General features: G+C 60.1%; 21 protein-coding genes. 4 read left to right on the forward strand and 17 right to left on the reverse strand.

The genetic code is table 11. From position 1 onward, the window contains the following. The first annotated feature begins 1 nt into the window (after nucleotide 1). The 3 genes from cobN to AB3G35_RS14450 all read left to right on the forward strand — a co-directional run bounded on the left by cobN (nucleotide 2) and on the right by AB3G35_RS14450 (nucleotide 5598). Nucleotides 2–3772, forward strand: coding sequence for a cobaltochelatase subunit CobN (cobN, locus tag AB3G35_RS14440; RefSeq protein ID WP_369781678.1), 3771 nt, complete (start codon nucleotides 2–4; stop codon nucleotides 3770–3772). Between the two features lie 165 nt (nucleotides 3773–3937). Further along, a complete protein-coding gene (locus tag AB3G35_RS14445) occupies nucleotides 3938–4945 on the forward strand; it encodes an ATP-binding protein (protein WP_369781679.1) in 1008 nt (335 codons plus the stop codon). A gap of 110 nt (nucleotides 4946–5055) precedes the next feature. Further along, entirely contained in the window at nucleotides 5056–5598 is a 543-nt protein-coding gene (locus AB3G35_RS14450) for a VWA domain-containing protein (protein WP_086797074.1), read from the forward strand. 58 nt (nucleotides 5599–5656) lie between these two features. Here the strand turns inward: AB3G35_RS14450 and AB3G35_RS14455 are convergent, their stop codons facing one another. Next, on the reverse strand, nucleotides 5657–5923 hold the full coding sequence (locus AB3G35_RS14455; RefSeq protein ID WP_016780868.1) for a hypothetical protein: 267 nt from the start codon (nucleotides 5921–5923) through the stop codon (nucleotides 5657–5659). Nucleotides 5924–6256: 333 nt separating this feature from the next. Here AB3G35_RS14455 and AB3G35_RS14460 point away from each other — a divergent pair, with 333 nt between their 5' ends. Then, a complete protein-coding gene (locus AB3G35_RS14460) occupies nucleotides 6257–7582 on the forward strand; it encodes a sigma-54 dependent transcriptional regulator (RefSeq protein WP_169870220.1) in 1326 nt (441 codons plus the stop codon). A gap of 49 nt (nucleotides 7583–7631) precedes the next feature. Here the strand turns inward: AB3G35_RS14460 and AB3G35_RS14465 are convergent, their stop codons facing one another. From AB3G35_RS14465 to arnC, 16 genes are all read right to left on the reverse strand, one after another. Then, nucleotides 7632–8939 carry a hypothetical protein gene (locus tag AB3G35_RS14465; RefSeq protein ID WP_106115925.1) on the reverse strand — a complete coding sequence of 436 codons (1308 nt, stop codon included), beginning with the start codon at nucleotides 8937–8939 and terminating at the stop codon, nucleotides 7632–7634. 48 nt (nucleotides 8940–8987) lie between these two features. Next, nucleotides 8988–9728: a hypothetical protein gene (locus AB3G35_RS14470; protein WP_106115924.1), complete on the reverse strand. Its 741-nt coding sequence runs from the start codon at nucleotides 9726–9728 to the stop codon at nucleotides 8988–8990. Nucleotides 9729–9771: 43 nt separating this feature from the next. After that, nucleotides 9772–10452: a C39 family peptidase gene (locus AB3G35_RS14475; RefSeq protein WP_324707927.1), complete on the reverse strand. Its 681-nt coding sequence runs from the start codon at nucleotides 10450–10452 to the stop codon at nucleotides 9772–9774. A 66-nt stretch (nucleotides 10453–10518) separates the two neighbouring features. Continuing rightward, nucleotides 10519–11307, reverse strand: coding sequence for a hypothetical protein (locus AB3G35_RS14480; RefSeq protein WP_016780873.1), 789 nt, complete (start codon nucleotides 11305–11307; stop codon nucleotides 10519–10521). A gap of 70 nt (nucleotides 11308–11377) precedes the next feature. After that, nucleotides 11378–11950 (reverse strand): hypothetical protein, encoded by a 573-nt coding sequence (locus AB3G35_RS14485; RefSeq protein WP_016780874.1) that lies wholly within the window; start codon nucleotides 11948–11950, stop codon nucleotides 11378–11380. A 1-nt stretch (nucleotide 11951) separates the two neighbouring features. After that, nucleotides 11952–12392, reverse strand: a complete 441-nt coding sequence (locus tag AB3G35_RS14490) for a hypothetical protein (RefSeq protein WP_016780875.1) — start codon at nucleotides 12390–12392, stop codon at nucleotides 11952–11954. A 362-nt stretch (nucleotides 12393–12754) separates the two neighbouring features. Beyond that, nucleotides 12755–13309, reverse strand: coding sequence for an AAA family ATPase (locus tag AB3G35_RS14495; protein WP_086797082.1), 555 nt, complete (start codon nucleotides 13307–13309; stop codon nucleotides 12755–12757). Beyond that, entirely contained in the window at nucleotides 13306–13869 is a 564-nt protein-coding gene (pnuC, locus tag AB3G35_RS14500) for a nicotinamide riboside transporter PnuC (RefSeq protein ID WP_095041421.1), read from the reverse strand. Before pnuC ends, AB3G35_RS14495 begins: the two co-directional genes overlap by 4 nt. A gap of 169 nt (nucleotides 13870–14038) precedes the next feature. Further along, nucleotides 14039–15646 carry an ArnT family glycosyltransferase gene (locus AB3G35_RS14505; RefSeq protein WP_369781680.1) on the reverse strand — a complete coding sequence of 536 codons (1608 nt, stop codon included), beginning with the start codon at nucleotides 15644–15646 and terminating at the stop codon, nucleotides 14039–14041. Nucleotides 15647–15720: 74 nt separating this feature from the next. Beyond that, complete coding sequence (locus AB3G35_RS14510) at nucleotides 15721–17079, reverse strand: UDP-glucose/GDP-mannose dehydrogenase family protein (protein WP_169882691.1); 1359 nt, start codon at nucleotides 17077–17079, stop codon at nucleotides 15721–15723. After that, nucleotides 17076–17477 carry a 4-amino-4-deoxy-L-arabinose-phosphoundecaprenol flippase subunit ArnF gene (gene arnF, locus AB3G35_RS14515; protein ID WP_016780880.1) on the reverse strand — a complete coding sequence of 134 codons (402 nt, stop codon included), beginning with the start codon at nucleotides 17475–17477 and terminating at the stop codon, nucleotides 17076–17078. Before arnF ends, AB3G35_RS14510 begins: the two co-directional genes overlap by 4 nt. After that, the gene (gene arnE / locus AB3G35_RS14520; RefSeq protein ID WP_086797088.1) at nucleotides 17474–17818 is read right to left on the reverse strand and encodes a 4-amino-4-deoxy-L-arabinose-phosphoundecaprenol flippase subunit ArnE; all 345 of its coding nucleotides are present in this window, start codon (nucleotides 17816–17818) and stop codon (nucleotides 17474–17476) included. Before arnE ends, arnF begins: the two co-directional genes overlap by 4 nt. Further along, nucleotides 17815–19464 carry a lipid IV(A) 4-amino-4-deoxy-L-arabinosyltransferase gene (gene arnT / locus AB3G35_RS14525; protein WP_106115920.1) on the reverse strand — a complete coding sequence of 550 codons (1650 nt, stop codon included), beginning with the start codon at nucleotides 19462–19464 and terminating at the stop codon, nucleotides 17815–17817. Before arnT ends, arnE begins: the two co-directional genes overlap by 4 nt. After that, on the reverse strand, nucleotides 19461–20345 hold the full coding sequence (gene arnD, locus AB3G35_RS14530) for a 4-deoxy-4-formamido-L-arabinose-phosphoundecaprenol deformylase (protein WP_086797092.1): 885 nt from the start codon (nucleotides 20343–20345) through the stop codon (nucleotides 19461–19463). The genes arnT and arnD overlap by 4 nt, the downstream gene beginning before the upstream one ends. Further along, complete coding sequence (gene arnA / locus AB3G35_RS14535) at nucleotides 20345–22336, reverse strand: bifunctional UDP-4-amino-4-deoxy-L-arabinose formyltransferase/UDP-glucuronic acid oxidase ArnA (RefSeq protein WP_016780883.1); 1992 nt, start codon at nucleotides 22334–22336, stop codon at nucleotides 20345–20347. Before arnA ends, arnD begins: the two co-directional genes overlap by 1 nt. Next, the gene (arnC, locus tag AB3G35_RS14540; protein WP_029611405.1) at nucleotides 22333–23346 is read right to left on the reverse strand and encodes an undecaprenyl-phosphate 4-deoxy-4-formamido-L-arabinose transferase; all 1014 of its coding nucleotides are present in this window, start codon (nucleotides 23344–23346) and stop codon (nucleotides 22333–22335) included. The genes arnA and arnC overlap by 4 nt, the downstream gene beginning before the upstream one ends. Nucleotides 23347–23765: the final 419 nt, after the last annotated feature.

The following is a 23765-nucleotide window of genomic DNA, read 5'->3' on the forward strand; positions in this document are numbered from 1 at the left end:
CATGCATTTGCTCAGGACCCAGCCCGGCGGCTTTGTAGCGGACGACAATATTGCCGACCTCGGCCAGACCCCTGCCGAGCTGGTGATCCTGTGCAGCGGTGATTCAAGCCTGGCCCTGCTGGCCGAAGCGGCGCAGCAGTTGCCTGACGATTATCCAAGCCTGCGTCTGGCCAACCCGATGCAGGTGCAAAACCACGGTTCGGTCGACCTCTATTTCGATGAGGTCTTGCAACACGCCAAGGTGATTCTGCTGTCTTTGCACGGTGGTATCGGCTACTGGCGCTACGGCATCGAGCGGCTGGTGCAATTGGCCGAGCGTGGCGTGACCCTGATCCTGGTGCCCGGTGATGACCGCCCCGACCCTGAACTCAGCGCCCTGAGCACTGTGCCCGCCGGGCAGGCCGAGCGGCTCTGGCACTTTTTGCGCCAGGGCGGGAGGCATAACGCCCTGCAGCTTTATCGTTGCCTGGCAGGCCAATGGCTGGGCCGCGACTATGCCTGGGACGAACCGCAGATCCTGCCGCGTAGCGCGATTTATCATCCGGCTCATTCCAGCCCGGCACTCAAGGACTGGCAAGCCGACTGGCAGCCGGGGCAACCGGTGGCCGCGCTGTTGTTCTATCGCTCGCACCTGCAGGCTGCCAACACCGCGTTTGTCGATGTGTTCTGCCAGCGTCTGCAGGCGGCGGGGCTCAACCCCTTGCCGATTGCCGTGGCCAGCCTTAAAGAGCCGGGTTGCCTGACAATGGTGCAGGATTTGCTCGACGAGGTAGAGGCCGGGGTGATTCTCAATACCACCGGTTTTGCCCAATCCAGCCCCGAAGCTCCGCACTTGCGCCCGTTTCGCCGCAATATCCCGGTGATCCAGGCCATCTGTGCCCAGGATAACCAGCCCGGCTGGCAAGCCAGCGAGCAGGGCCTGGGGCCGCGCGATTTGGCCATGCACATTGCCTTGCCGGAGCTGGACGGGCGGATTATCAGCCGTCCGATCAGCTTCAAGGACCTGGCATGGCGCAGCGAGCGTAGCCAGTCCGATGTGGTGTGTTATCGCGCTCACCCCGAACGCATGGATTTTGTCGCCGAACTTGCGCGGCGCTGGGTCGAACTGGCCCGGGTGCCCAACCCGCAAAAGCGTATCGCCCTGATCCTGGCCAACTACCCGACCCGCGACGGCCGTATCGGCAACGGCGTGGGCCTGGACACCCCGGCCGCGGCGCTGAATATCCTGCGCGCCTTGCAGGCCGAGGGTTATCCGCTGGAAGGCGAGTTGCCCGACAGCGGCACCGGACTGATTCAGGCGCTGCTGGGCGGGGTCAGCAACGACCTGGACAGCCTCGACCTGCGCCCGTGCATGCAAAGCCTGGGGCTGGAAGAATACCTGACGATGTTCGATCGCCTGCCCGAGGCCAATCGCCAGGCCGTGATCGAGCGCTGGGGCGAACCGCAAAACGATCCCATGTTCCGCAGCGGCCGCCTGATGATCGCCGGCTTGCGTTTTGGCTTGACCTTTGTCGGCATCCAGCCAGCGCGGGGGTATCAGGTGGATGCCAGCGCGGTGTACCACGACCCGGATCTGGTGCCGCCCCACGGCTATCTGGCGTTCTACTTCTGGCTGCGCAACAGCTACGGTGCCCATGCGGTGGTGCATGTGGGCAAACATGGCAACCTGGAGTGGCTGCCGGGCAAGGGCGTCGGGCTTTCCGAGCATTGCTGGCCGGACGCCATATTGGGCCCCATGCCCAATGTCTACCCCTTTATCGTCAACGACCCGGGGGAGGGCGCACAGGCCAAGCGCCGCACCCAGGCAGTGATCATCGACCACTTGATGCCGCCGCTGACCCGCGCCGAAACCTACGGCCCGTTGCGCGACCTGGAGCTGCTGGCCGACGAATATTACGAAGCGCAACTGCTCGATCCGCGCCGGGCGCGGGAGTTGCAGCGCGACATTCTCAAGCTGGTGCGCGAGACCCGCATCGACCGCGAACTGCAACTGGACGGTGCGCTGGACAGTGAAGCCGATGCGGCCATCTGGTTGCCCCGGCTGGATACCTATCTATGTGATCTCAAGGAATCGCAGATCCGCGACGGCCTGCATATCTTCGGCGAGTCACCGGCCGGGCGCCTGCGCATCGACACCCTGTTGGCGCTGTTGCGTATTCCCCGGGGCGATGGCCGCGGAGCACAATCGAGCCTGCTGCGGGCGCTGGCCAAGGCTTTCGAGCTGGGTTTCGATCCGCTGGACTGCGCCCTGGCCGAGCCCTGGACGGCGCGTCAGCCTGCGGCCTTGCGTGCGGTCAGCGATGAACTGTGGCGCACCGCTGGCGATACCCGTGAGCGCCTGGAGTTGTATGCCGCGCAGTTGATCGAGCAAGCGCTGCAGGGCACCTTGCAACTGCCGGACACTGCGCTGTGGGATGAAACACGGAGCATTTTTGCCGCGTTGCTGGAACAGGTGGCACCGCGCCTGGACGCCTGCGGCCCGGCGGAAATGCAAGGCTTGCTGGATGCCCTCGGTGGCCGCTTTGTGCCGGCTGGCCCCAGTGGCGCGCCGAGCCGCGGACGGCTGGATGTGCTGCCCACGGGGCGCAACTTTTTTTCCGTGGATGTGCGCAACCTGCCTACCACCACGGCCTGGCGTATCGGTTTCCAATCGGCCAACCTGATTCTTGAGCGGCATTTGCAGGATCACGGCGACCACCTGCGCCAGCTCGGCCTGTCGGTATGGGGCACGGCGACCATGCGCACCGGCGGTGACGATATCGCCCAGGCGATGGCGCTGATGGGCGTGCGTCCGGTGTGGGCCACGGGCAGCCAGCGGGTCGATGACTTTGAAATCCTCCCGGTGAGCTTGCTGGACCGTCCGCGGGTGGACGTGACCTTGCGCGTGTCGGGGTTCTTTCGGGATGCGTTCGCCAATCTGATCCGCCTGTTCGATGCCGCCGTGCAGGCGGTGGCGGCGCTGGATGAGCCGGATGACCTCAACCCGCTGGCGGCCAGGGTGCGCAGTGAGCGTGAGCAACTGGAACGTGAAGGACTGGCCCCGGAACTGGCGGCGCGCCAGGCCGGTTGGCGAGTGTTTGGTGCCAAGCCCGGGGCGTATGGCGCCGGGGTGCAGAACGCGATAGATGGCCGCCTGTGGGAAAGCCGCGACGATCTGGCCGAGGTGTACATGAATTGGGGCGGCTATGCCTATGGCGGCGCCGATGAAGGTACGGCGGCCCGTGGCCAGTTTGCGCAACGCTTGGGGCAGATGCAGGCGGTGGTGCAAAACCAGGACAACCGTGAGCATGACCTGCTGGACTCCAATGACTACTACCAGTTCCAGGGCGGCATGCTGGCGGCGGTCGAAAGCTTGCGCGGTGAGGCGGCGGCCAGTTACCACGGTGACCATAGCCAGCCCGACTTGCCGAAGATCCGCACGCTCAAGGAAGAGTTGAACCGGGTGATCCGCTCCCGTGCAGCCAACCCGAAATGGATAGAAGGGGTCAAGCGTCACGGCTATAAAGGCGCCTTCGAAATGGCTGCGACCCTGGACAACCTGTTTGCCTTCGATGCGACCACGCATCTGATCGACGATCATCAATATGCGTTGTTGGCGGATGCTTATTTACTGGACCCGGATACCCGTGAGTTTGTGCGTGAGCACAACCCGCACGCCCTGCGCGACATGACCGAGCGCATGCTCGAAGCGCAGCAGCGCGGGCTGTGGAGTGAGCCGGGGGAGTATCGCGAGGCGCTGGAAAACCTGCTGCTGGATATAGAAGAAGAGTAACCAAGCATCCCTCACCCTAACCCTCTCCCGGAGGGAGAGGGGACTGATCGGGGGATGTTCAGGATTTGCGCCTCACCACAAATCGGCCCCCTCTCCCTTTGGGAGAGGGCTGGGGTGAGGGGCTTTTGAGGCCGATCAATATTCTAATATCTGGAGCCCGAAAACATGACTGACACCCCACATTTCCCGTTATCGGCGGTGGTCGGCGCGGACTCATTGAAACTGGCGCTGTGCCTGACCGCCATCGACCCGAAAATCGGCGGTGTGCTGATCGAAGGCCCGCGCGGCATGGCCAAGTCGACCCTGGCCCGCGGGCTAGCCGATTTGCTCGCCAGCGGTCAGTTTGTCACCTTGCCGTTGGGCGCAACCGAAGAACGCCTGGTCGGCACCCTCGACCTCGATGCTGCACTGGGGCAGGGCAAGGCGCAGTTCTCCCCGGGGGTGTTGGCCAAGGCCGACGGCGGGGTGCTGTATGTCGATGAAGTCAATCTGCTCGCCGACCATCTGGTGGATGTGCTACTGGACGTGGCGGCCAGCGGCACCAATGTGGTCGAGCGCGATGGCATCTCCCATCGCCACGCCGCCCGTTTTGTGCTGATCGGCACCATGAATCCGGAAGAAGGCGAGTTGCGCCCGCAGTTGCTCGATCGCTTTGGCCTGAATGTGGCCATGAGCGGCTTGCCGCAACCTGCCGAGCGCGGTGAAATCATTCGTCGGCGCCTGGACTTTGACGCCGATCCGCAGGGCTTTTGCGCCCGTTGGGACGCCGCGCAAACGGCTTTGCGCGAGCGCTGCCAGCAGGCCCGTGAACGCTTGGCCAGCATCGCCCTGGATGATCAGTCGCTGGCCATGATTACCGAGCGTTGTTTTGCTGCCGCGGTGGATGGCATGCGCGCCGATCTGGTCTGGCTGCGCGCTGCGCGTGCCCATGCCGCATGGCGCGGTGCAACCGCGATCGAACTGGAAGACATCGATGCCGTGGCCGAGTTTGCCTTGCGCCATCGACGCCGTGAGCTACCGCCCCAGGCACCAGCGCCCGCGCCGCAACAGGCGCCGGCAGGGACCTCGACCACCAGCGCGCAATCAGGCCAGGGGCAGTGGGGCGAGTTGCCTGCAGCGCCCCAGCCGATGGGTGTACGCCGTGAAGTGCCGAGCTGGCCAAAAAAGCCTTAGGCATCCGCCCTCAAACTGTTGCGGGGGCGGATGCCATACCCCGCGCCGGTCAGCTCGCCACGGGCAGGCAGGGTGCCAGTCGCAGCGCTGGCAACGGCCTCGTCGACTGGGTGCAAACCCTGCTTGGTGGTCGCCCGCAGCGGCGCGCCGATCTGGCCTTTAAAACCCGGCAAAGTGCAGCGCAGACGTTGTGGCTGGTGGTGGTGGATGCCTCTGCTTCAACCCGTCGGCATCAAGCGTTGAGCGATGCCAAGGGCTTGTTGGCCCAGCTGTTCGAAGATGCCTACCGCCAGCGCGCGCGGGTGGCCGTGATGACTGCCAGCGGCAGTTCGCCTGTGTGGCAGGTCAGCGGGGAAAAGGCTTCGGCAGCGCTCAATGACTGGCTGGAACAGCTGGGCGCCGGTGGCGGGACTCCCTTGCTGCAAGCCCTGGAAGAAGTCTCGACATGGCTGGCCATGCGGCGCAAACGGTTCCCGCAGGAACAACAGCGTTTTTTACTGGTGACGGACGGACGCTTGAAAGCCTGGTCGGCTCTACCGGCAATCGACTGTCCGGGGCTGCTGATCGATATCGAGCGGGGCCCGATTCGCCTGGGGCGCGCGCCTCAATTGGCGGCAGACTTGAATGCAGATTACCTGCACATTGATGGCTAACGGCTAACTAAATAGCCCGTGGGAGCTGGCCCGCTCCCACAGGGGCACGCAAACGGCTTTATGCAGGCATGACCCAAGGCTGCAGGGCATAGCCTTCGCTGCTGATTTCGGCACGGGCCTGGGCCAGCAGGCTTTCGAGCTGGGCAGCGTCTGCGCAGGCGCTGCGCGGGATCTGTTTGCGGCCGATACGGGTATTGGTACGATCGATGACCGTCAGGCTCAACTCGCCGTGGCCATCCTGTGCAGCCCAGGCAACGCATTGAAACGGTTCAAAGGCGTGGCCGGCAATCAAAAGAGCTTCGTTGAAACGGAGCGGGGCGTTCATAGGGTGTTCTCTCAAGTATGCCCATCAAGTGATTAACCGTCGGCTGGGCTTACCGTTCGGTTGGTTACTTGTACTGATGACTTCAGACCGGCATCAGGTCACACACTTTGCTCATTTTTTTAAAAGTTTTTTTATATGACTGATCCAGATCAATTTTCAGAGAGTGTACCCAGCGTCTTTCTACTTTGATCGGCCCTGCACAGTTTGATTGGCTATTAGCGTTATAAGCAAACAATCGAGAAAGCCCCCACTGCCTTGCTAAGGTTACGCGTAGGTATAACAAGGGACTGTTTTGAATGCGGTTTTATGTTTTTCTGGCGCCAAGGAACAGTCATGCTTGCAATGTCCTCTCCCCGACGTCTACTGGTGGTTGACCCCTGTGAAAATTGTCACGAGTTGCTCCCGGGCCTGCGCACCATCGGCTGGGCGGTAGACAGCTGCACGCTGGCAACGGTGGTCGACCGTTCTTGCGACGTTGGCCTGTTGAGGTTGCAACCTTTTCATCTGGAACGCCCTGAAGCCGTAAAAGACATGATCAGTCGCAGTGGCACCGAGTGGATTGCGGCGCTGACCCCTGATGTCCTGAAAATGAGCAATGTCGGGAATTTTGTCTGTGAATGGTTTTTTGACTTTCACACGTTGCCCTTCGATGTCTCCCGGGTGCAGGTCACACTCGGCCGGGCCTTTGGCATGGCGTGCTTGCGCGGACAGGCGACAACCGCGCCCGATCTACCACAAGATGAGCTGCTGGGTGACAGCCGCTCGATGCGCGACCTGCGCACGATGGTGAGCAAATTTGCACCCACCCAGTCGCCCATCCTGATTCGTGGCGAGAGCGGTACGGGCAAGGAACTGGTCGCCCGCACACTGCACCGTCAATCCCAGCGCAACGGCAAACCCTTTATTGCCATCAATTGCGGCTCGATACCCGACCATTTGATCCAGTCTGAATTGTTCGGCCATGAAAAAGGCTCCTTTACCGGCGCCCATCAACGCCGGGTTGGACGTATTGAGGCGGCCAATGGCGGTACGCTGTTTCTGGATGAGGTCGGAGACCTGCCATTGGAGCTGCAAGCCAGCCTGTTGCGCTTTTTGCAGGAAAAACACATCGAGCGAGTTGGCGGCAACCAGCCGATCCCCATCGATGTGCGTGTCCTGGCGGCGACCCATGTCGATCTGGAGGCCGCGGTTGCCAATGGTCAATTTCGCGAGGACCTGTACTACCGCCTCAATGTGTTGCAAGTCACCACCTCACCCTTGCGCGAGCGTCATGGTGACCTGGCCATGCTGGCCAGTCACTTTGCCCGCTTCTACAGCCTGGAAACCGGTCGCCGCCCGCGTACGTTCAGTGATGAGGCCCTGATTGCCTTGGGCAATCATGCCTGGCCCGGGAACGTGCGCGAACTGGCCAACCGCGTACGCCGCGGGTTGGTGATGGCCGAAGGACGGCAGATCGAAGCACATGACCTGGGTCTGGAATTGCGCCCGTTGCTCGTCGCCACGATGAACACCCTGGAACAATACAAGGACCGCGCCGAACGCCAGGCGTTGTGCGAGGTGTTGAACCTGCACAGCGATAATCTGAGTCTGGCTGCCAAGGTACTCGGGGTGTCGCGGCCGACGTTTTATCGATTGTTGCACAAGCATCACATCCGCTGAGCGGCAAAAAGGCCCGCAGCATTGCCATGCTGCGGGCCTTTTTTGTGAGCTAGAAGTAGTAAGGGAATTTCAGGCTGAACGTGAAGTCCGGCGCATCGTCGGTCATGCCAATCGACAGGTTGGGTACGATGGTCAGGTTATCGGTGGCCGCCACGGTCATGCCGATGTTGAAGTAACCGGCGTTGGCATCACTGGTAGTGACAGTTTGCCAGTCACCGCCATCCTGCTTGAGCTTGCTCTTTTTCTGAATCAGGTCGGATACGGAAAACGACATGCTCATTTTTTCGTTGAGAGCAAAAGCCACGCCGGCCCCAATCTGGAAGCTGTCACCCAGTTTGACCTTGCCGGGCTGCTTGAGGTTTTGCGTGGAACTGATGTCGTCAAATGACTCTTCGAGGTTGTGGGTGTACGACAGGGTGCCAAACAACACGGCCGGGTCGAAGGTCTTGACCAGGGAGATGGCGGGGCTGATCGACCATACGCCGTTACCGGTAGGCAGGTCTTCAGGGGTAAATACGTTGGTATTGTCAACCGATTGAACCAGCTTGATCCCGAACGGATCCTTGCCGGTGGGAGCCTTGACGCGCACGCTGAACACCGCGTCCGGGGTATTGACCGACTCGTCGAGGAACTTGTAGGCCACGCCGAAGTTGATGTCGCCGATGGTCGGATCGCGGGTGACTGTCTGCTCGGAAGTCGCTTGCGCGTCACCGCCGTTGGCACCGCCGGACTGGTAAGTACTCTCGCGGTAAATGACTGGCACGTTGACGTCGAACTGCCAGCGGTTGTCCAGGTTATAGCGACCGGTGAGGTCCAGGGTCCAGTTGTCGGCCTTGATCCGGTCCAGGTTCAGGTTGCCCAGGAAGATCGAGTCCAGGGCCAGGAAACCATTGAGGATCAACTGGCGGGTGTCATAGCGCGAATAAGTGATGCCGGTTTCGAAGCTGAACTTGCCACCGCCGAAGAACCCGCTGGCCTCATCGTAGAGGTTGACCACGCTTTGCGCCGGTGCGGAGTCATCCTTGAGTGCTTGCCCGTAAGAGCTGCCTGATACCGCTGCAGCGCCCCCTGCAGCACCACCGCTGGCTGCGGCTGCGGCAATACCCTGGTTGCCTTTCATGTCGGCCGGGGACTTGGCCAGGCGCTTGGGAGGAGGAGCCGCAGGCTGGTCCTCCACTTGTCGAACACGCTGTTCAAGTACAGCCAGGGCTTTTTGTTGTTGATCGTAACGCTGGCGTAGCTCCATAAGTTCTTTTTTCAGTAGCTCTACATCACTATCAGGGGCTGCAAAAAGCAGGGCTGACGGGAAAAGAGTGCTTATACATACAACTGCGCGAAAGGTAAGCGTTCGATGCATGAAATAGGCCGTCCAAAATAACTCGAATTATAAGAATTTGAGCCTAGTTCAATATCCCATGTTGCGAAGACCTTTTAGCGGACTCAAATCACAGTCCAGTGCGCCTGTACTGGGCAAGTTGTTGCGCAGCACCACATTAAGTTGGGTGAGGTTGTTAACCATATTGCTGCCGCCCAGTAGCGTGGTGTTCTGCAACACGCCGCCTTGGGCGATTTGTTGCAATGAACTGCCCTGGTTGTTGTTCGCCAGGATCGCTACCTGCACGCCACCACCGGTTGCAGAAACGGTCAGGTTACCTGCACCGCCTGTTTGGGTAACGGGGTTGTTGGCGCTCAGCAAGGTGCCTTGCTGGCTGACCACAGGGGCCTGGTTGGCCTCGCTGACATTGATGTCGACATTGTTATAGGCGCTGTTATTGTCACCCGCAGCCCTGACGCTCTGGGTCACGCCCTGGCCGGTGGTCAGCCCTGCGCCGCCGGTGACCGAACCAGTGCCAGCAGCGACATGTGCGCCGTTGCCGGGCGTGCTGTAGGTAGACACATAGAAGCGCGGTTCAACCGTGCTTTGCACCGTCATGGAGGCTTTGGCGCCGATAACATCGCCATTGCTGCTGGTCCAGGTGCTGTTCATCACCACGCCAAAACTGATGATCCGTCCGGGCATGACATAGCGGCCACGCAACTCGGACATTTCCTGGTCTTTCAATTCGACCGGTTTAAAGGCCGAAGCTGCCTGGACGGGCAGGCTGGTCGCAAGGCAGGCGGCAATCAGCCAGATGGGCATTTTCATGTGCTGCTCCAGGAGCCCTGGGCTCCGTAGTCATGCTGCGCACCTAAAAAAAGTCGCTTTGGATAAATCCGAAGTCCATAAGTTCTGCATCCTTGACCGGGCTGAAACCATCGAGCTGGTTTTTCGCTGTCAGCGGAGCAGGGGGCGTCAGTAATGCATTGGTCTTGTCGTAGCCGGGGCCGATGATGGCGAACACAATGCCATTCCAGCCCTTGAGGAAATCTTCATGGGAGTAGCGTTTGTGACCGAGCACCGGGTCGCCGATATACACCCAGTCTTTTTGCGTGCGCTGCAGGACCACAAAGTGCTTGTAGCCACGAATGTCCAGCAGCACCACAACCGGTATGTTGACACTTTCCAGGCTTTGGGCCGGGATCCGGTAACCCCGGGCGCGCATGCCGATGCTTTCGACGTAACGCTTCATGTCGAGCATGGAAAACCCCTGGGTGCGCACCAGGTCCTGATCCGCGTTTTGCAGCATGCCCTTGATGATCTGGTCTTCGTTGACATCCAGCCAGTAGGCCTGGCGCAAAATCGTGGCCAATGCAGCTGCGCCACAACTGAAGTCAGTTTTTTGCTCGACGATATCCGCAAAACGCCGCTCACGAATGCTCTGTACCTGCTTGAACACCAGGTTGCCCCCGGGCATGGCGGCGATCGGCATTTGCGCGGCCTGGCTCATACCGGTCAGACAGAACAACAGGCTGAGGGCGACAATACGCATGATTGATACGCCTGGCAGGGGAGTGAAAAGGGTCTCGTGAACGAGACCCTTCGTGTGCTGTCGCGATTACATGCAGACTTTGCAGCCAGCCGCGATGGACAGCGAGTTGCTTTGCTGGTTGCCCACACCCGCTGCGATGTTGGCACCGCCATTGCCCGAAATGCCATTGAACGAATGGTCCATGGTGGCATTGTTGACGACTGGCGTTTTGTTGTTGTTCCAGCTTGGCCCTTGCGACCAGGTATTCACATTGCTCAGATAAGAGGCACCGGCCTCGTTGATCACCGACAGGTTGTTCGAGGTTTGGCTGGCAGTTGCGCCAGCGGTGGCGATGCGGCCATTGGAAACGGCGATGGCCAGGTTGTTTTTCTGTTGGTTGAAGTCGCCGGCAGCCACGTTTATACCCACGTTGCCCGAACTGCCGTTGCCGGAGCTTTTGAGCAGGGCGTTGTTTTGTGTGCCGTAATTGTGATCGTTGTTGTGGCTGTTGGTCTGGGTGACGCTGGTCAGGGACGCGGCGGTACCAAACACAAAGGTTTCATCTGAGGTGGCTATTGCCGCGGCATTGTCTTGTTGGTTGCCGGAACCGGCGGCGGCGTTGACGCCCATGTTGCCTTCAGCACCTTTGACCGAGTCTTTGACCGTCGCGGTGTTTTTGATCGCCTTGTTGGTCACTTTGTTGTTGTGACTGTTTTGCGAGTCGATCACAACTGCAGCCGCCGACGCATTAGGATCCAGCGTATAAGATGGCGGGTTGGATGGCGGTGGTGGGCCATCGTTGTGGGCCTGTGCTGCAACGGACAGAAGGGCGGCCATGGCGAAAGCCAGAGGTTTCAAAGCGCTTGAAGGTTTCATGGTGATTCTCCGTGCTTCATTAGTTGTGTTAAGTGTTGGCACTTTCTAATTGCGCTGCGTTGTTATCGGGTCAATCAGCAACCCGGATATTCAGGGTGTTAGCCATGCGGTTCCCCACCCCGGCACTCTGGTTCAACTGCACCACCCCTCGGCTGCCGGTGAAGGCCTGATCGCTGTTGACGATCTGGCGACTGCCGCTGGCGGGGAGTGCGGTACCCGAGTTTGGTAGCGCCACGTTCTGTTGGGACAGGGCGCTGTCGTCGATGCCTTGCGGCTGGGCACTGATGCCGACCCGTACTGCATTGACCATTTGATTGTTGGCCCCGGCGGACTGGTTGATACCAATCGCGCCGCTGCCGTTACTGAAAGAGTTGCCGCCAATCGCGGCCCTGGCATTGAGCGCGGGGTCGGTCGCCGTGGTGATTTTTTGACTGACCGCAGTACTGGCCTTGGCCGCGGTACCGATGGCCACGGCGCGTACGTTGACCTGTTGCTGCTGGTCGCCAGCTGCCTGGTTGAGAGTCACGTTGCCGTGGTAACCGGCGCCGGAATTGTCGATGGTGGCGTTGTTATCAGAAGCTGCCAGCGCGCTGGACGTGGCTATCAGCGCGGCAATCAGCACAGGCAGGCGGCAGGCAGTCATGTTATTTCCCCTGACTCAGTGCAGAGAGCGGCCGCATGCCCTGTTCGATGCTGTTACCTATGGTGTTGGACAGGGTGCCGCCGCTGCCGCCACCGTGGCCGTTGCTCATGCCTGGCAGGCCGTTGCTGGTGTTGAGCCCGGGCAATGTGTTGCCAGAAGGCATGATGCTACGGCTGAGTGCAGTACCACTGCTGACGCTGGCAAAATCACCATCACTCAGCTCGCGGGTGGCACCCATGACCTGGACCAAGGGGCTGGCATTGACGGTGAGCGGGTCGGGATCTGGGTGCATGGGCGGATTGCCCACTGCATGGGGCTGCACGGTACGGGTCAGGATAATTTCGCCGTTGCCAGCGGCCTGAACAACGCTGCACCAGCCCAGCAAGACGCCGATGCTGCACGCCATCAGCAGCTGACTATGACCACGACTTGTATGCCCCATGAAGTGTGCTCCCTTTGCGCCGCTGACCCAAGTCAGCGTGATAAGGAGAGAGCATTAGCTGTGCCACTTTTAATTTAATCTTTGGAAACAACAGCACGCAGCGCGATGACTGTCAGGGGCTTGATCAGCTGTAACGAACTTGAGAGGGCGGGCAGCAGGCCACACGCTTGCGCAATAAGGGCCTAACTGTTTTTTGCGTAAAATGAGGGGGTGTTTCAAGAACTTTACAAATTCGCAAGTTGTGCTTCAGGCCAGTATTTCAGCGGCTTCACGAATTTTTCATGTATCAGCAACGGACATGGGCAGCAAGCTGAAACCATTAAGTGGTTTGTGTGCCAGTTGTTTATTGTAAACAACACAACTTAATGACTAATACTTGCGCAATAAGTTTCTGCGCAACTCAATAATTGTTCGACGGCGGCACAGGCATGCTGTTGCCGGGCATGCCAGTCTCCGGTTATCACCTGTACGGGTTGTTGATGATCGGTGAGCCATTGAAGGCTGGCCGCAAAAAACGCCTGGCGTTCCGTAAGCGAGGGTTGGCAGCGCTGGCCGTCAGCGGTCCACTCCACATCGTCAGGGGACAGCAGCAAATGCAGGTCGTAGTGACGTTTGAGCAATTCGGCTTCAAGCCAGGCGGGGCAGTCGCCAAACAGGGTCTGGCTCCAGAGGATATTGCTGAGCAAATGAGTATCCAGAATCAGCAGTCCGGGTTGTTTGGCGCGCGCCTCGTCTTCCCATCGAAGCTGCCCGCGAGCGATGTCCGGAATATCAGCCAGGCAGGTATCGCGGGGGTTCTGCTCGATAAAGTAGCGCACATACTCGCCCACCATGGTGCCGCCAAAGCGCTGCTGCAAAAGCGCGGCGAGCCAGCTCTTGCCGCTTGATTCCGGCCCCGCCAGTACCACCACCTTCATGTGCGCAGCGCCGGGTCGCGGCGCCAGTCACGCCAGCCCTGGATGGCAATCAGGGTAAACAGCGCGTACAGGCCGGCGGTGAAGTACAGGTCCTGCCAGGCGAAAAAACCGATATAGAGCACATCGATTACGCACCACAGTGCCCAGCACTGCAGGCGCTTTTGTGCCATCCACAATTGCGCAACCAGGCTGAAGGCGGTCAGCGTGGCATCTGACCAGGGAAATGTGGAGTCGGTCCAGTGGGCCATTGCTGCGCCGAGCGCCACGCTGCCGATGGCGCCTGCAACCACGCCGCCGAGCACTTGCAAGGTACTTAAGCGGCTGACCACACGGCCTTCGTGCTGCGCTCCCGAGCGGGTCCACTGCCACCAGCCATAGACTTGCAGCAGGGCAAAAAACACCTGCAAAAGCATGCCGGAATACAGCTTGATCTCAAAAAATATCCAGCTGTAAAGCAGCACCATCACCAGGCCAATGGGCCAGCACCAGGGGTTCTGTTTGACTGTCAACCAGACGGCAATGACGCCGAGCGCGGCGGCAAACAGTTCGAGCCCTGACATTGGGATTCCTGGGATGAGAGAGAAGGGCGGGGATTGTAACCGCAGGCGCAATGTTTGTGGTCTGCCGTTTTGCTGTAGTTGTGGGAGCGGGCTTGCCCGCGATGGTATCGACGCGCACTGCCTGACAGACCGCAGCGCTTGCATCGCGGGCAAGCCCGCTCCCACAGGGTCAAGGCAGATGCAGCAACACGTAGTCGTTCTTGTCGAAGCGCCCGCTCAGTGCCGGTGCCAGATTGCCCAACGCGGTGCCTTGCAGGGCTTGATAATCCTTGAGGTCCATGATGATCCAGGCCGGGGGCGGCAAGGCGGCAAGCTCTGTTGGCGACTGGGTGAACAGTGGCAGCAGGTCACGGTTGACGTTGACCATGAACTTGATCGCCTTGGCGTCCTTGCCCATGCCGTGCAGCACCACCGGCGCCGGGGCCTGGTCGATCAGTTGCAGCGCCTTGAGGGTAAAGGTACGGGTATCGTAGAGGCTGCGTTCGGCAGGTTCGAAGACCATGATGTAGCTGCTCCACAGCGCCAGTACTGCGCAGGTTGCCAGCCCGGCAACACGCCATTTGGCCTTGAACAACAAGGCAATGGCCAGAACCTGCAGAACCGCCAGCACGACGAAAATGACCGTCAAGGACGGAAGTTCATCGCCAAAACGCTTGCGTACCACCATCAGGCCAACTATCAGCAAACCCGGCAGCAGCAGCAACAACCCTTGAATCAAGCCACGCAGGCCAGCAAACACTCGCCCGTTCACGACTTGGAACGGGTAGGCTGCAATAATCGCGGCCATCGGCAACATGGGCAGCAGGTAGCGGGCTTTTTTCGCCTGGGGAATCGACAGCCCGATCATCACGACCAAAGCCGCGGCAACGCAGTATTTGACCAGTTGCAAGGCCGGGCCAGAGTGATGGCGCCCGGTAATCAGGATTGCCAGCAGCACCGCCACGGCGAGCGGATACGCCAGCGCGTAGTTGCCCATGGAGCTGGTGAAGTAGTACAGCACGCTGCTGGCGCCTTCGGTGCCGTCCATGCGCCCGGTGACTTGCATGCGGATCACTTCGTGTACAAAGGCTTCGCCGCCACTGAGCCAGGCCAGCAGCAACAGGGTGCCTATGCACGCTATCAGCAATACCAGCGCTTGCAGCCCGAAGCTGATCAGGCGGCGCCACTGGCCATTGAGCAGGTAATAACTGCACAGGATACCGGTGGGGATCACCAGGCCGATCGGCCCGCGAATGGCGAAGCCCAGCACCAGCAGGGCCAGCAGCCACAAATGTCGGCGCGGTGCAGCAAAGTGATCATGGGAGTAGGCCAGGTAAAAGGCACTGAAACTGACGGCGGCGAGCATCTGGTCCAACGATACCGCACGGGTTTCGGTGACAAAGGTCATGCTCAGCAACAGCAGCGCCACGCTGACCAGCGCCCAGGTTCGCGATTGCGCCGCAACCAGGCGATACATCAAGGTCACAATCGTAGCGCTGGCAAAGGCCGAGGGCAGCCATGCGGTGAGGCTGGTGACTTTGCCGAAGGGCAGCGACAGCAACCAGGTGATCACTGTCGAGGTGGCGCTGTAATCCGCATAGGGCTGGCCGTAGGTGGTCGGGAAAAAACCGGGGCCGTTGCGCAGCATTTCGTTGGCAAACATGACAAAGCGCGAATCAAAGCCGATCGCTGCCTCCTGATGGTTGCCCAGGATAAACAGCAGCAGGGCGAGCGCGCCCAGCATCAGCGATTGCCTGCGCAGGGTGAGCAGGGCTGGGGAGGTGAAAGCGGCAGGCATGTCGAGTCTCCTTGACTCATCGCAGCGCACATGAAAACGCCGCCATTGTTGCCAATGGCGGCGCTGCTAGATCATTAAAGGGCTGTCGAGCCTACCGGCAAGTTGCAGGACTCGCCTCGCCCCATCGGGAAGTACTGCAAGCCGATCTTGGCCAGGCGCTCGCCGTCATACAGGTTGCGCCCGTCAAAGATCACCGGAGTATTCAGGCGCTGCTTGATCAGGTCGAAGTCCGGCGCCTTGAATTGCTGCCACTCGGTACACACGATCAATGCGTCGGCGCCGTTGAGGGTCGACTCTGGCGTGCCCATCAGGCTCAGGCGCGGCTCGTCGCCGTACAGGCGCTGGGTTTCCTGCATGGCTTCGGGGTCGAAAGCGCGCACATTGGCCCCGGCAGCCCACAGGGCCTCCATCAATACGCGGCTGGGTGCGTCGCGCATGTCATCGGTGTTGGGTTTGAACGCCAGGCCCCATAACGCAAAGGTCTTGCCTTCAAGGTTGCCCTTGAAGAAGGCGTTGATGCGTTCGAACAGCTTGTGCTTCTGCCGCTCGTTGATCGCTTCGACTGCCTGCAGCAGATCGCTGGAGCAATTGACCTGCTGGGCACTGTGGATCAGCGCGCGCATGTCTTTGGGGAAACACGAGCCGCCATAGCCGCAGCCCGGGTAGATGAAGTGATAGCCAATGCGCTGGTCGGCGCCAATGCCCAGGCGCACGGCCTCGATGTCGGCGCCCAGGTGCTCGGCCAGTTCGGCAATCTGGTTGATAAAGCTGATCTTGGTTGCCAGCATGCAGTTGGCGGCGTATTTGGTCAGCTCGGCGCTGCGCAGGTCCATGAAAATGATGCGGTCATGGTTGCGGTTGAACGGGGCGTAGAGGTCACGCATGACCTCGCGCACTTCATCGCGGGCGCAACCAATGATGATGCGGTCCGGGCGACGGCAGTCGGTGACGGCGGAGCCTTCCTTGAGGAATTCCGGGTTCGACACTACGTCAAATTGCAGGGTGCGCCCGGCCTGTTCCAGGGCCTGGTTGATATGGGCGGTGAGGGCATCGCCGGTGCCCACGGGCACGGTGGATTTCTCCACCAGGATCAGCGGCTCCTTGCGGTGGCGGGCAACGGCGTCACCCACGGAGAACACCTGGCCCAGGTCAGCCGAGCCATCTTCGCTTGGCGGCGTGCCCACGGCGATAAACAGTACCTGGCCGTGTTCGACGGCGGTTTTTTCGTCGCTGGTAAAACGCAGGCGCTTGCTTTCGAGGTTTTCGCGCACCAGGGCGGACAGCCCCGGCTCGAAAATACTGACGTGGCCTTGTTGCAGCGACTCGACCTTTTTCTGGTCAATGTCCATGCAGATCACATCGTGGCCGACTTCCGCCAGAACCGTCGCCTGCACCAGGCCTACATAACCACTACCAAATACACTGATTTTCATGCGCAGTTCCTGCGGGTACGTCGAGAATTGATGGTCAGCACCCCAAGAATGACCAGTGTCACTCCAAGGGTTTTTGAAAGGGTGAAGCTTTCATGGAATACCGGCAGGCTCGCCGCCAGCAGGTACACCAATGCATAGCTGATACTCAGCAGCGAATAGGCGCGGCCCAGCGGCAAGTCGCGCAGGGCCAGCAACCAGCACAGCATCGACAGGGCATACGCAACGATCGCGGCAAACACCACGGCCAAAGCCATCAGCGAGACATCGCCCTGGCTGATGGCGGCCAGCCATTGAGCCGGCTCAGGCAGGCGCGTCATGCTCCAGCGCATGCCCAGTTGGGCGCCACTGACCAGCAACACGCTGCCTGAAGCAAAAGCAAATCCACGGTACAGGCTCATGCGTGTTGCCCCAGCAAAACCACCCCGGCAATCACCAGCCCGACGCCCAACCAATGGCGCAGGTCGATGGTTTCCTTGAACAGGTAGCGGGCCACCAGGGTAATCAGTACAAAATTCAGGCTGAGCATCGGGTAGGCAACCCCGACCTCAAGCCGTTGCAGCACCAGCAACCACACCAGCAAGCCCAGGCCCAGGCACAGCAGTGCCATCCATAACCAGGGTGAGCGCAGTTTTTGCCCCACCCCGGTGTCAACCCCGCGCCAGCCTTCGACCGCGTACTTCTGGGCGATCTGGCCGGCACAGGTCAACAGGCATGCCAACAGCAATAGCGTCAGGGTCATGGAGCAATCTGCGGGTAAATCAGAATCACCATATTGCCTTCGTCATAGCGCTTGGCATCTTTGGGCAGCTCGTCCATTTCATGGCTTTCATCGCTGTCCTTGACGCGCATCACCACGCCGACCGGGCCTTTGCGGCGGGCATCCGCCATCCACTGGCCCACTTCGGCCAGGCCAATGCTTTTGCCCTTGGCATCGTCGTAGGTCAGGCCGTACTTGACCTCACCCTGGGTGTTGTAGAGCGTCACGTCGGGGCGGCGCAGGCGCCAGGCCAGGGCAGAAGCGGCGCCCAGATCGTTGCTGAGGAAGGTTTTGGCCTGGGACAGCTCATCCATATGTTCAAGGACAAACTGGTCAGGCATTTTGTTGTGCACCACGCTGGTCGGCATGGCGGCTGGCAGCAGCAGTACCAGAACACCCATTGCCAGCGCCGGCGCAGCCCACATTTTCAACGGTTTGCTCAATGTCAGCAGGCCGGTGATGATCCACGTCAGCAGCACCACGACCAGCAGGGCCATATGCAGCGGTTCGTTGTCATAGAACGGCTGCTTGACCTGGAAGTACACCAGGGCCAGCAATGCCGCAATGCCGCCGATCAGGTTGAGCGCGCCATTAAAGCGCAGGGCGCTGGTTTTGGCCTGTTCAACCCGTTGCATCATCGCGTGGCCCAGCAGCAGCGCCAGCGGCAGCATGCACGGCATGATATAGGTCGGCAGCTTGCCCTTGCTCAGGCTGAACAAGCCCAACGGCAGCAGCAGCCACAGCAGCAGGAACACAATGCTTGCATGACGCTTGTTGTTCCAGGCGTCCTTGAAGGCAACCGGCAACAGGGCTGCCCAGGGCAGGCTGGAGACCACCAGCAGCGGCAGGTAGAACCACCACGGGCGACCGTGCTGGGCGTCGTCACCGGCAAAGCGGCGGATATGCTCGTGCCAGAAGAAGAAACGCCAGTAGTCAGGCTCCTGGGCGTGTACTGCCAGCACCCACGGCAGCGAGACAATGGCCGCTACCAGCATGGCCACCAGGCCGTATTTGACCAGCTCCAGGAAGCGCTTTTGCCACAGCATGTAGGGCAGGGCAATCAGTACCGGCAGCAGCAGGGCCAGGAAGCCCTTGGTCATAAAGCCCATGCCGCAGGCAAAACCCAGTACCGCCCAACTGATCAGGCGATCACGGCTGGAGCTGCTGTCGACGGCAAACCATAGCGCTACCATGCTCAGGTTGACCCACAGGGTGAACTGCGGATCGAGATTGGAATAACCCGCCTGGCCGGCAATCAGGCCAAAGGTCATGTACACCAGGGCACAGGCAAAGCTCTTGCGCGGGTCATTCCACAGGCGGCGGGCCACGGCATAGGCCAGGAACACGCTCAAGCCGGTGGCAATGGCCGAGGCAATACGCACACCGAACAGGTTTTCGCCAAAAATGGCCTGGCCGATGGCAATCATCCAGTAACCGGCAATCGGCTTCTCGAAGTAGCGCAGGTCCATGAAGTGCGGCGTGACCCAGTTGCCATCGATCAGGATTTGCTGGCCGATCTGTGCATAGCGCGTTTCGTCAGGGATCCACAGGCCGTGGGTACCCAGCGGCAACAGGTAAAAGGCGATAAAGGCCAGAACCAGCAGCGGTATTGTCCAGCGTGACGTCATGGCTTCTGCACTCCCAACCAGCCTTCTCGGCCTTCCAGTACGCCACGGCTCAACTGCCCGGCGGGCAGGCTGTCGAGGTCGGCGGGGAGCAGGTCGCGCAGGGGGTGAAAGTGAATGTCTCGCGCACGGGCTTGCGCCAGCAATTGACGGAAGTCGTTGGCCATTAGAATCCCTTCTACTTCAGCGTGAATGGTGTACGCATTCAGCTTTTGCGGGCTGAAGCGATCAAGAATGAATGAATTGAAGTCGGCGGCACTCAGCTCTGGCCCGACCACTTCATCGAACGTGGGTAAATCCACAGGGATTTGCGGCGCGCCCAGCCTGCCGTCGGCCAACCTTGGCCGAAACAGACTGTGCCCGCGGCAATCACTGTTGTAGCGAAAACCAAAGGTTTCCTTGGCCTGGACCACGCGTTCGTCGGCACGCCAACCGGCGGCGGCCGAGCATTCGACAGCCTCCCCGGTGATGTCGCTCAGGGTGTCGACACCCCGGCGGATCTGCTCGATCAGTTGCGCTTCGCTCCAGCGTGCGGTGTTGGCCTGCCAGCCGTGGTGATCCCAGGCGTGCAGGCCGACCTCATGGCCAGCGGCCAGGGTCTGGCGCATCAAGTGCCCCAGATCCTTGCCGATCGGTTTGCCCGGCCAGGCGGTGCCGGCGAGCAAAATATCCCAGCCATAAAGGCTGGCGGCCTTGGAGCGCATCATTTTCCAAAAGAACTGGGGCTTGATCAGCCGCCATAAATGGCGACCCATATTGTCGGGCCCCACGCTAAAAAAAAACGTGGCCTTGATCTGTGCTTCGTCGAGCAGTTCGAGTAGCCGCGGAACCCCCTCTCGGGTTCCGCGGTATGTGTCGACATCAATGCGTAGTCCAGCTTGCATCAGCGTTTTTCCGCGATTTCTACCATGGCTTCACGCAGGAAGAAGTCCAGGGTCTTGCCAATGGTTTCGCTCAGTTCAGTGGTCGGCGTCCAGTCGATCAGGCGACGGGCGTTTTCCACGCTTGGCTTGCGATGGCTGACGTCCTGGTAGCCAGTGCCGTAGAACGACTGGCTTTCAACATCACGGAAACCGGCAAACGGCGGGAAGTTGTCACGCAGCGGGTGCGCTTCGAACTGACGCAGCAATTCTTCGCCCAGTTGACGAATGCTGGCTTCGTTGTCCGGGTTGCCGATGTTGATGATCTGGCCGTCGCACTTGCCACCCTTGTTGTCGATGATGCGTGCCAGGGCTTCGATGCCGTCGGCCACGTCGGTGAAGCAGCGTTTTTGTTCGCCGCCGTCTACCAGACGGATCGGGGTGCCTTCCACCAGGTGCAGGATCAATTGGGTGATGGCGCGCGAGCTGCCAACCCGTGCCGAGTCCAGGCGGTCAAGACGCGGGCCCATCCAGTTGAACGGACGGAACAGGGTGAACTTCAGGCCTTTCTGGCCGTAGGCCCAGATTACGCGGTCCAGCAGCTGCTTGGAGACCGAGTAGATCCAGCGTTGCTTGTTGATCGGACCAACGATCAGGTTGGAGGTGTCTTCGTCGAAGTTCTTGTCCTGGCACATGCCATACACTTCGGATGTGGACGGGAAGATCACGCGCTTGTTGTACTTGACGCAGTAGCGCACCAGCTTGAGGTTTTCCTCGAAGTCCAGTTCGAATACGCGCAACGGGTTGCGGGTGTATTCGATTGGCGTGGCGATCGCCACCAGCGGCAGGACCACGTCGCACTTCTTGATGTGGTATTCGATCCACTCGGTGTGGATGCTGATGTCGCCTTCCACGAAGTGGAAGTTGGGGTGGCTGCGCAGGCGGTCGATGGCGTCGGAGCCGATGTCCAGGCCATACACTTCGTACTGGTCGTCCTGCAGCAGGCGCTCGGACAAGTGGTTACCGATAAAGCCGTTGACACCCAGGATCAGTACGCGGGTGCGGCGTGCCGGGCGGCCGGACTCAGCGCCACGCAGGCGCGAACCTTCCACCAGGCCCAGCTCGCGGGCCAGTTGCGGGCCGCTCAAGTACAGGCCGTTGTCATTGCGCTGGCCGGCAGTGATGACCAGCGAGTCTGTGCCGCAGGCAATGCGCAGCGGGTCGCAGCTGATGACCTGGCCAGGTGCATGGCCCTGGTTGCCGGCAACCACTTCGGCGCCCCAGACGATCAGCTTGTGCTCGCCCACGGCGCAGAAGGCGCCCGGGTACGGTTGAGTGACAGCGCGCACCAGGTTGAACAGTTCTTCAGCCGGGCGGGTCCATTGCAGCAGGCCGTCAGCCGGAGTGCGGCGACCGAAATAGGTGGCCTTGGATTCGTCCTGCGGGGTTTCGGTCAGCTTGCCTTGCGGCAGCAGCGGCAGGGCCTCGGCCAGCAGTTGGGCAGCGGTTTCGCGCAGCTTGGCGTGCAGGGTCAGGGCAGTATCCGAGCGCTCGATGCTGATGCGCTGCTGGGCCAGGATGTCACCCGCGTCGGCGCGCTTGACCATGCGGTGCAGGGTGACGCCGGTTTCGGTTTCGCCGTTGACCAGCACCCAGTTGGCCGGTGCGCGGCCACGGTAGCGCGGCAGCAGCGAACCGTGCAGGTTGAAGGCGCCCTTGCTGACGCTGGCCAGAAGTTCTTCGCCCAGCAGGTTGCGGTAGTAGAACGAGAAAATGTAATCGGCGTTCAGTTTGCGGATACGTTCGATCCACAACGGGTGGTTGGCGTCTTCAGGGGCGTGGACCGGGATGCCTTTACGCGCACACAGTTGCGCGACAGAACCGTAGAAGTTGTTTTCCTTGGGGTCGTCAGCATGGGTGAACACAGCAGAAATTTCATAGCCTGCACTGAGCAAGGCTTCGATGCCTGTGCAGCCAATATCGTGATAGGCGAAAACAACGGCTTTCAAACTCATGATTGGACCTGTGTCGAAGTAGAAGAAGTCGGGGTGCTAGTTGTAACCGAAGAAGTTGCAGGTTCGGCGCGCACGATTTTCTCGATGAAGAACCGTGGCCGTGCGCGAACATCGCTGTACATGCGGCCCAGGTATTCACCCAGAAGACCCATGCCGATAAATTGGCCACCGGTAAACACGAAGAGCACCGCAAACAGCACGAAAGTGCCGTCGCCTGCCCAGCTTGCACCGAAGATCAGCCGCAACATGATCAGCGCGACAGCGAACAGCGCGCCCAGTGCAGCCATGCTGAAACCGATGATGCTCAGCAGGCGCAGGGGGGTGGTGGTCATGCAGGTGATCAGGTCGAACATCAGGTTGATCAGGCGCATGGCGCTGTACTTGGAGTCGCCGTGCTCACGCTCGGCGTGCTCGACCAGCACCTCGGTGGTGTGGCGGGCAAAGCTGTTGGCCAGGATCGGGATAAAGGTGCTGCGCTCGCGGCAGGCCAGCATGGCGTCGACGATGCTGCGGCGATAGGCGCGCAGCATGCAGCCGTAGTCGCTCATGGCAACCCCGGTGGAGCGCTGCACGGCCAGGTTGATCAGGCGCGAAGGCCAGCGGCGCCAGGCAGAGTCCTGACGGTTGTTACGTACCGTACCCACCACGTCGTAGCCCAGTGCAGCCTGTGCCACCAGCCGTGGAATTTCCTCCGGCGGGTTTTGCAGGTCGGCATCCAGGGTGATCACCACGTCGCCTTTGGAATGCTCAAAGCCGGCCATGATTGCGGCATGCTGGCCGTAGTTGCGGTTGAGGATCACGGCAACCACCGGGCTGCCTTCACGCGCGGCGGCGTCTTCGAGGATTTGCGCCGATTTGTCCCGGCTGCCATCGTCGACCAGGACGATTTCATAGGCCTGGCTCAATTGGGCGCAGGCGGCTTCGGTGCGGCGCAAGAGTTCGGGCAGGCTTTCTTCTTCGTTGTAGACCGGAATGACGATCGACACACACTGGATTGGGTAGGGTTTCAAGGTATTCGTTCCAGTCAGTTTCAATGGCACAAGACGACATGTCTTTGTTGACCAAACTCGGGGCAATGCAAAGACTCTGGCCCTTTACGAGTAAAGCCGGTTTTTAACAAAGGTAAAGTCGTTCTAAAGCGTTATCTACATGATTTTGTTGCAAACTCTTCGGGCTTTGCCTGATGGGCTGTTGCATACGTTAAACGCCTCCTTGTGAAAAACCTATGAAAGTTGGATCAACAGCGCGTCCTTTCTAAACGCTAGACAGGTGCTATTCAGGAAAGTAATTACAGTACCCAAAGTTTGCATGACAGGACGATAGTGGTTTTCATGAATCAGAAGATTCTTACATTGCTTGAACGATTTTGAACAGTGACCTGGCGCAGGTTTTAAACTCGGTGAGTAATAAATACGGGAATAATGGCACA

It is taken from the genome of Pseudomonas sp. WC2401 (assembly GCF_041200115.1).
Classification (GTDB): domain Bacteria; phylum Pseudomonadota; class Gammaproteobacteria; order Pseudomonadales; family Pseudomonadaceae; genus Aquipseudomonas; species Aquipseudomonas fragi.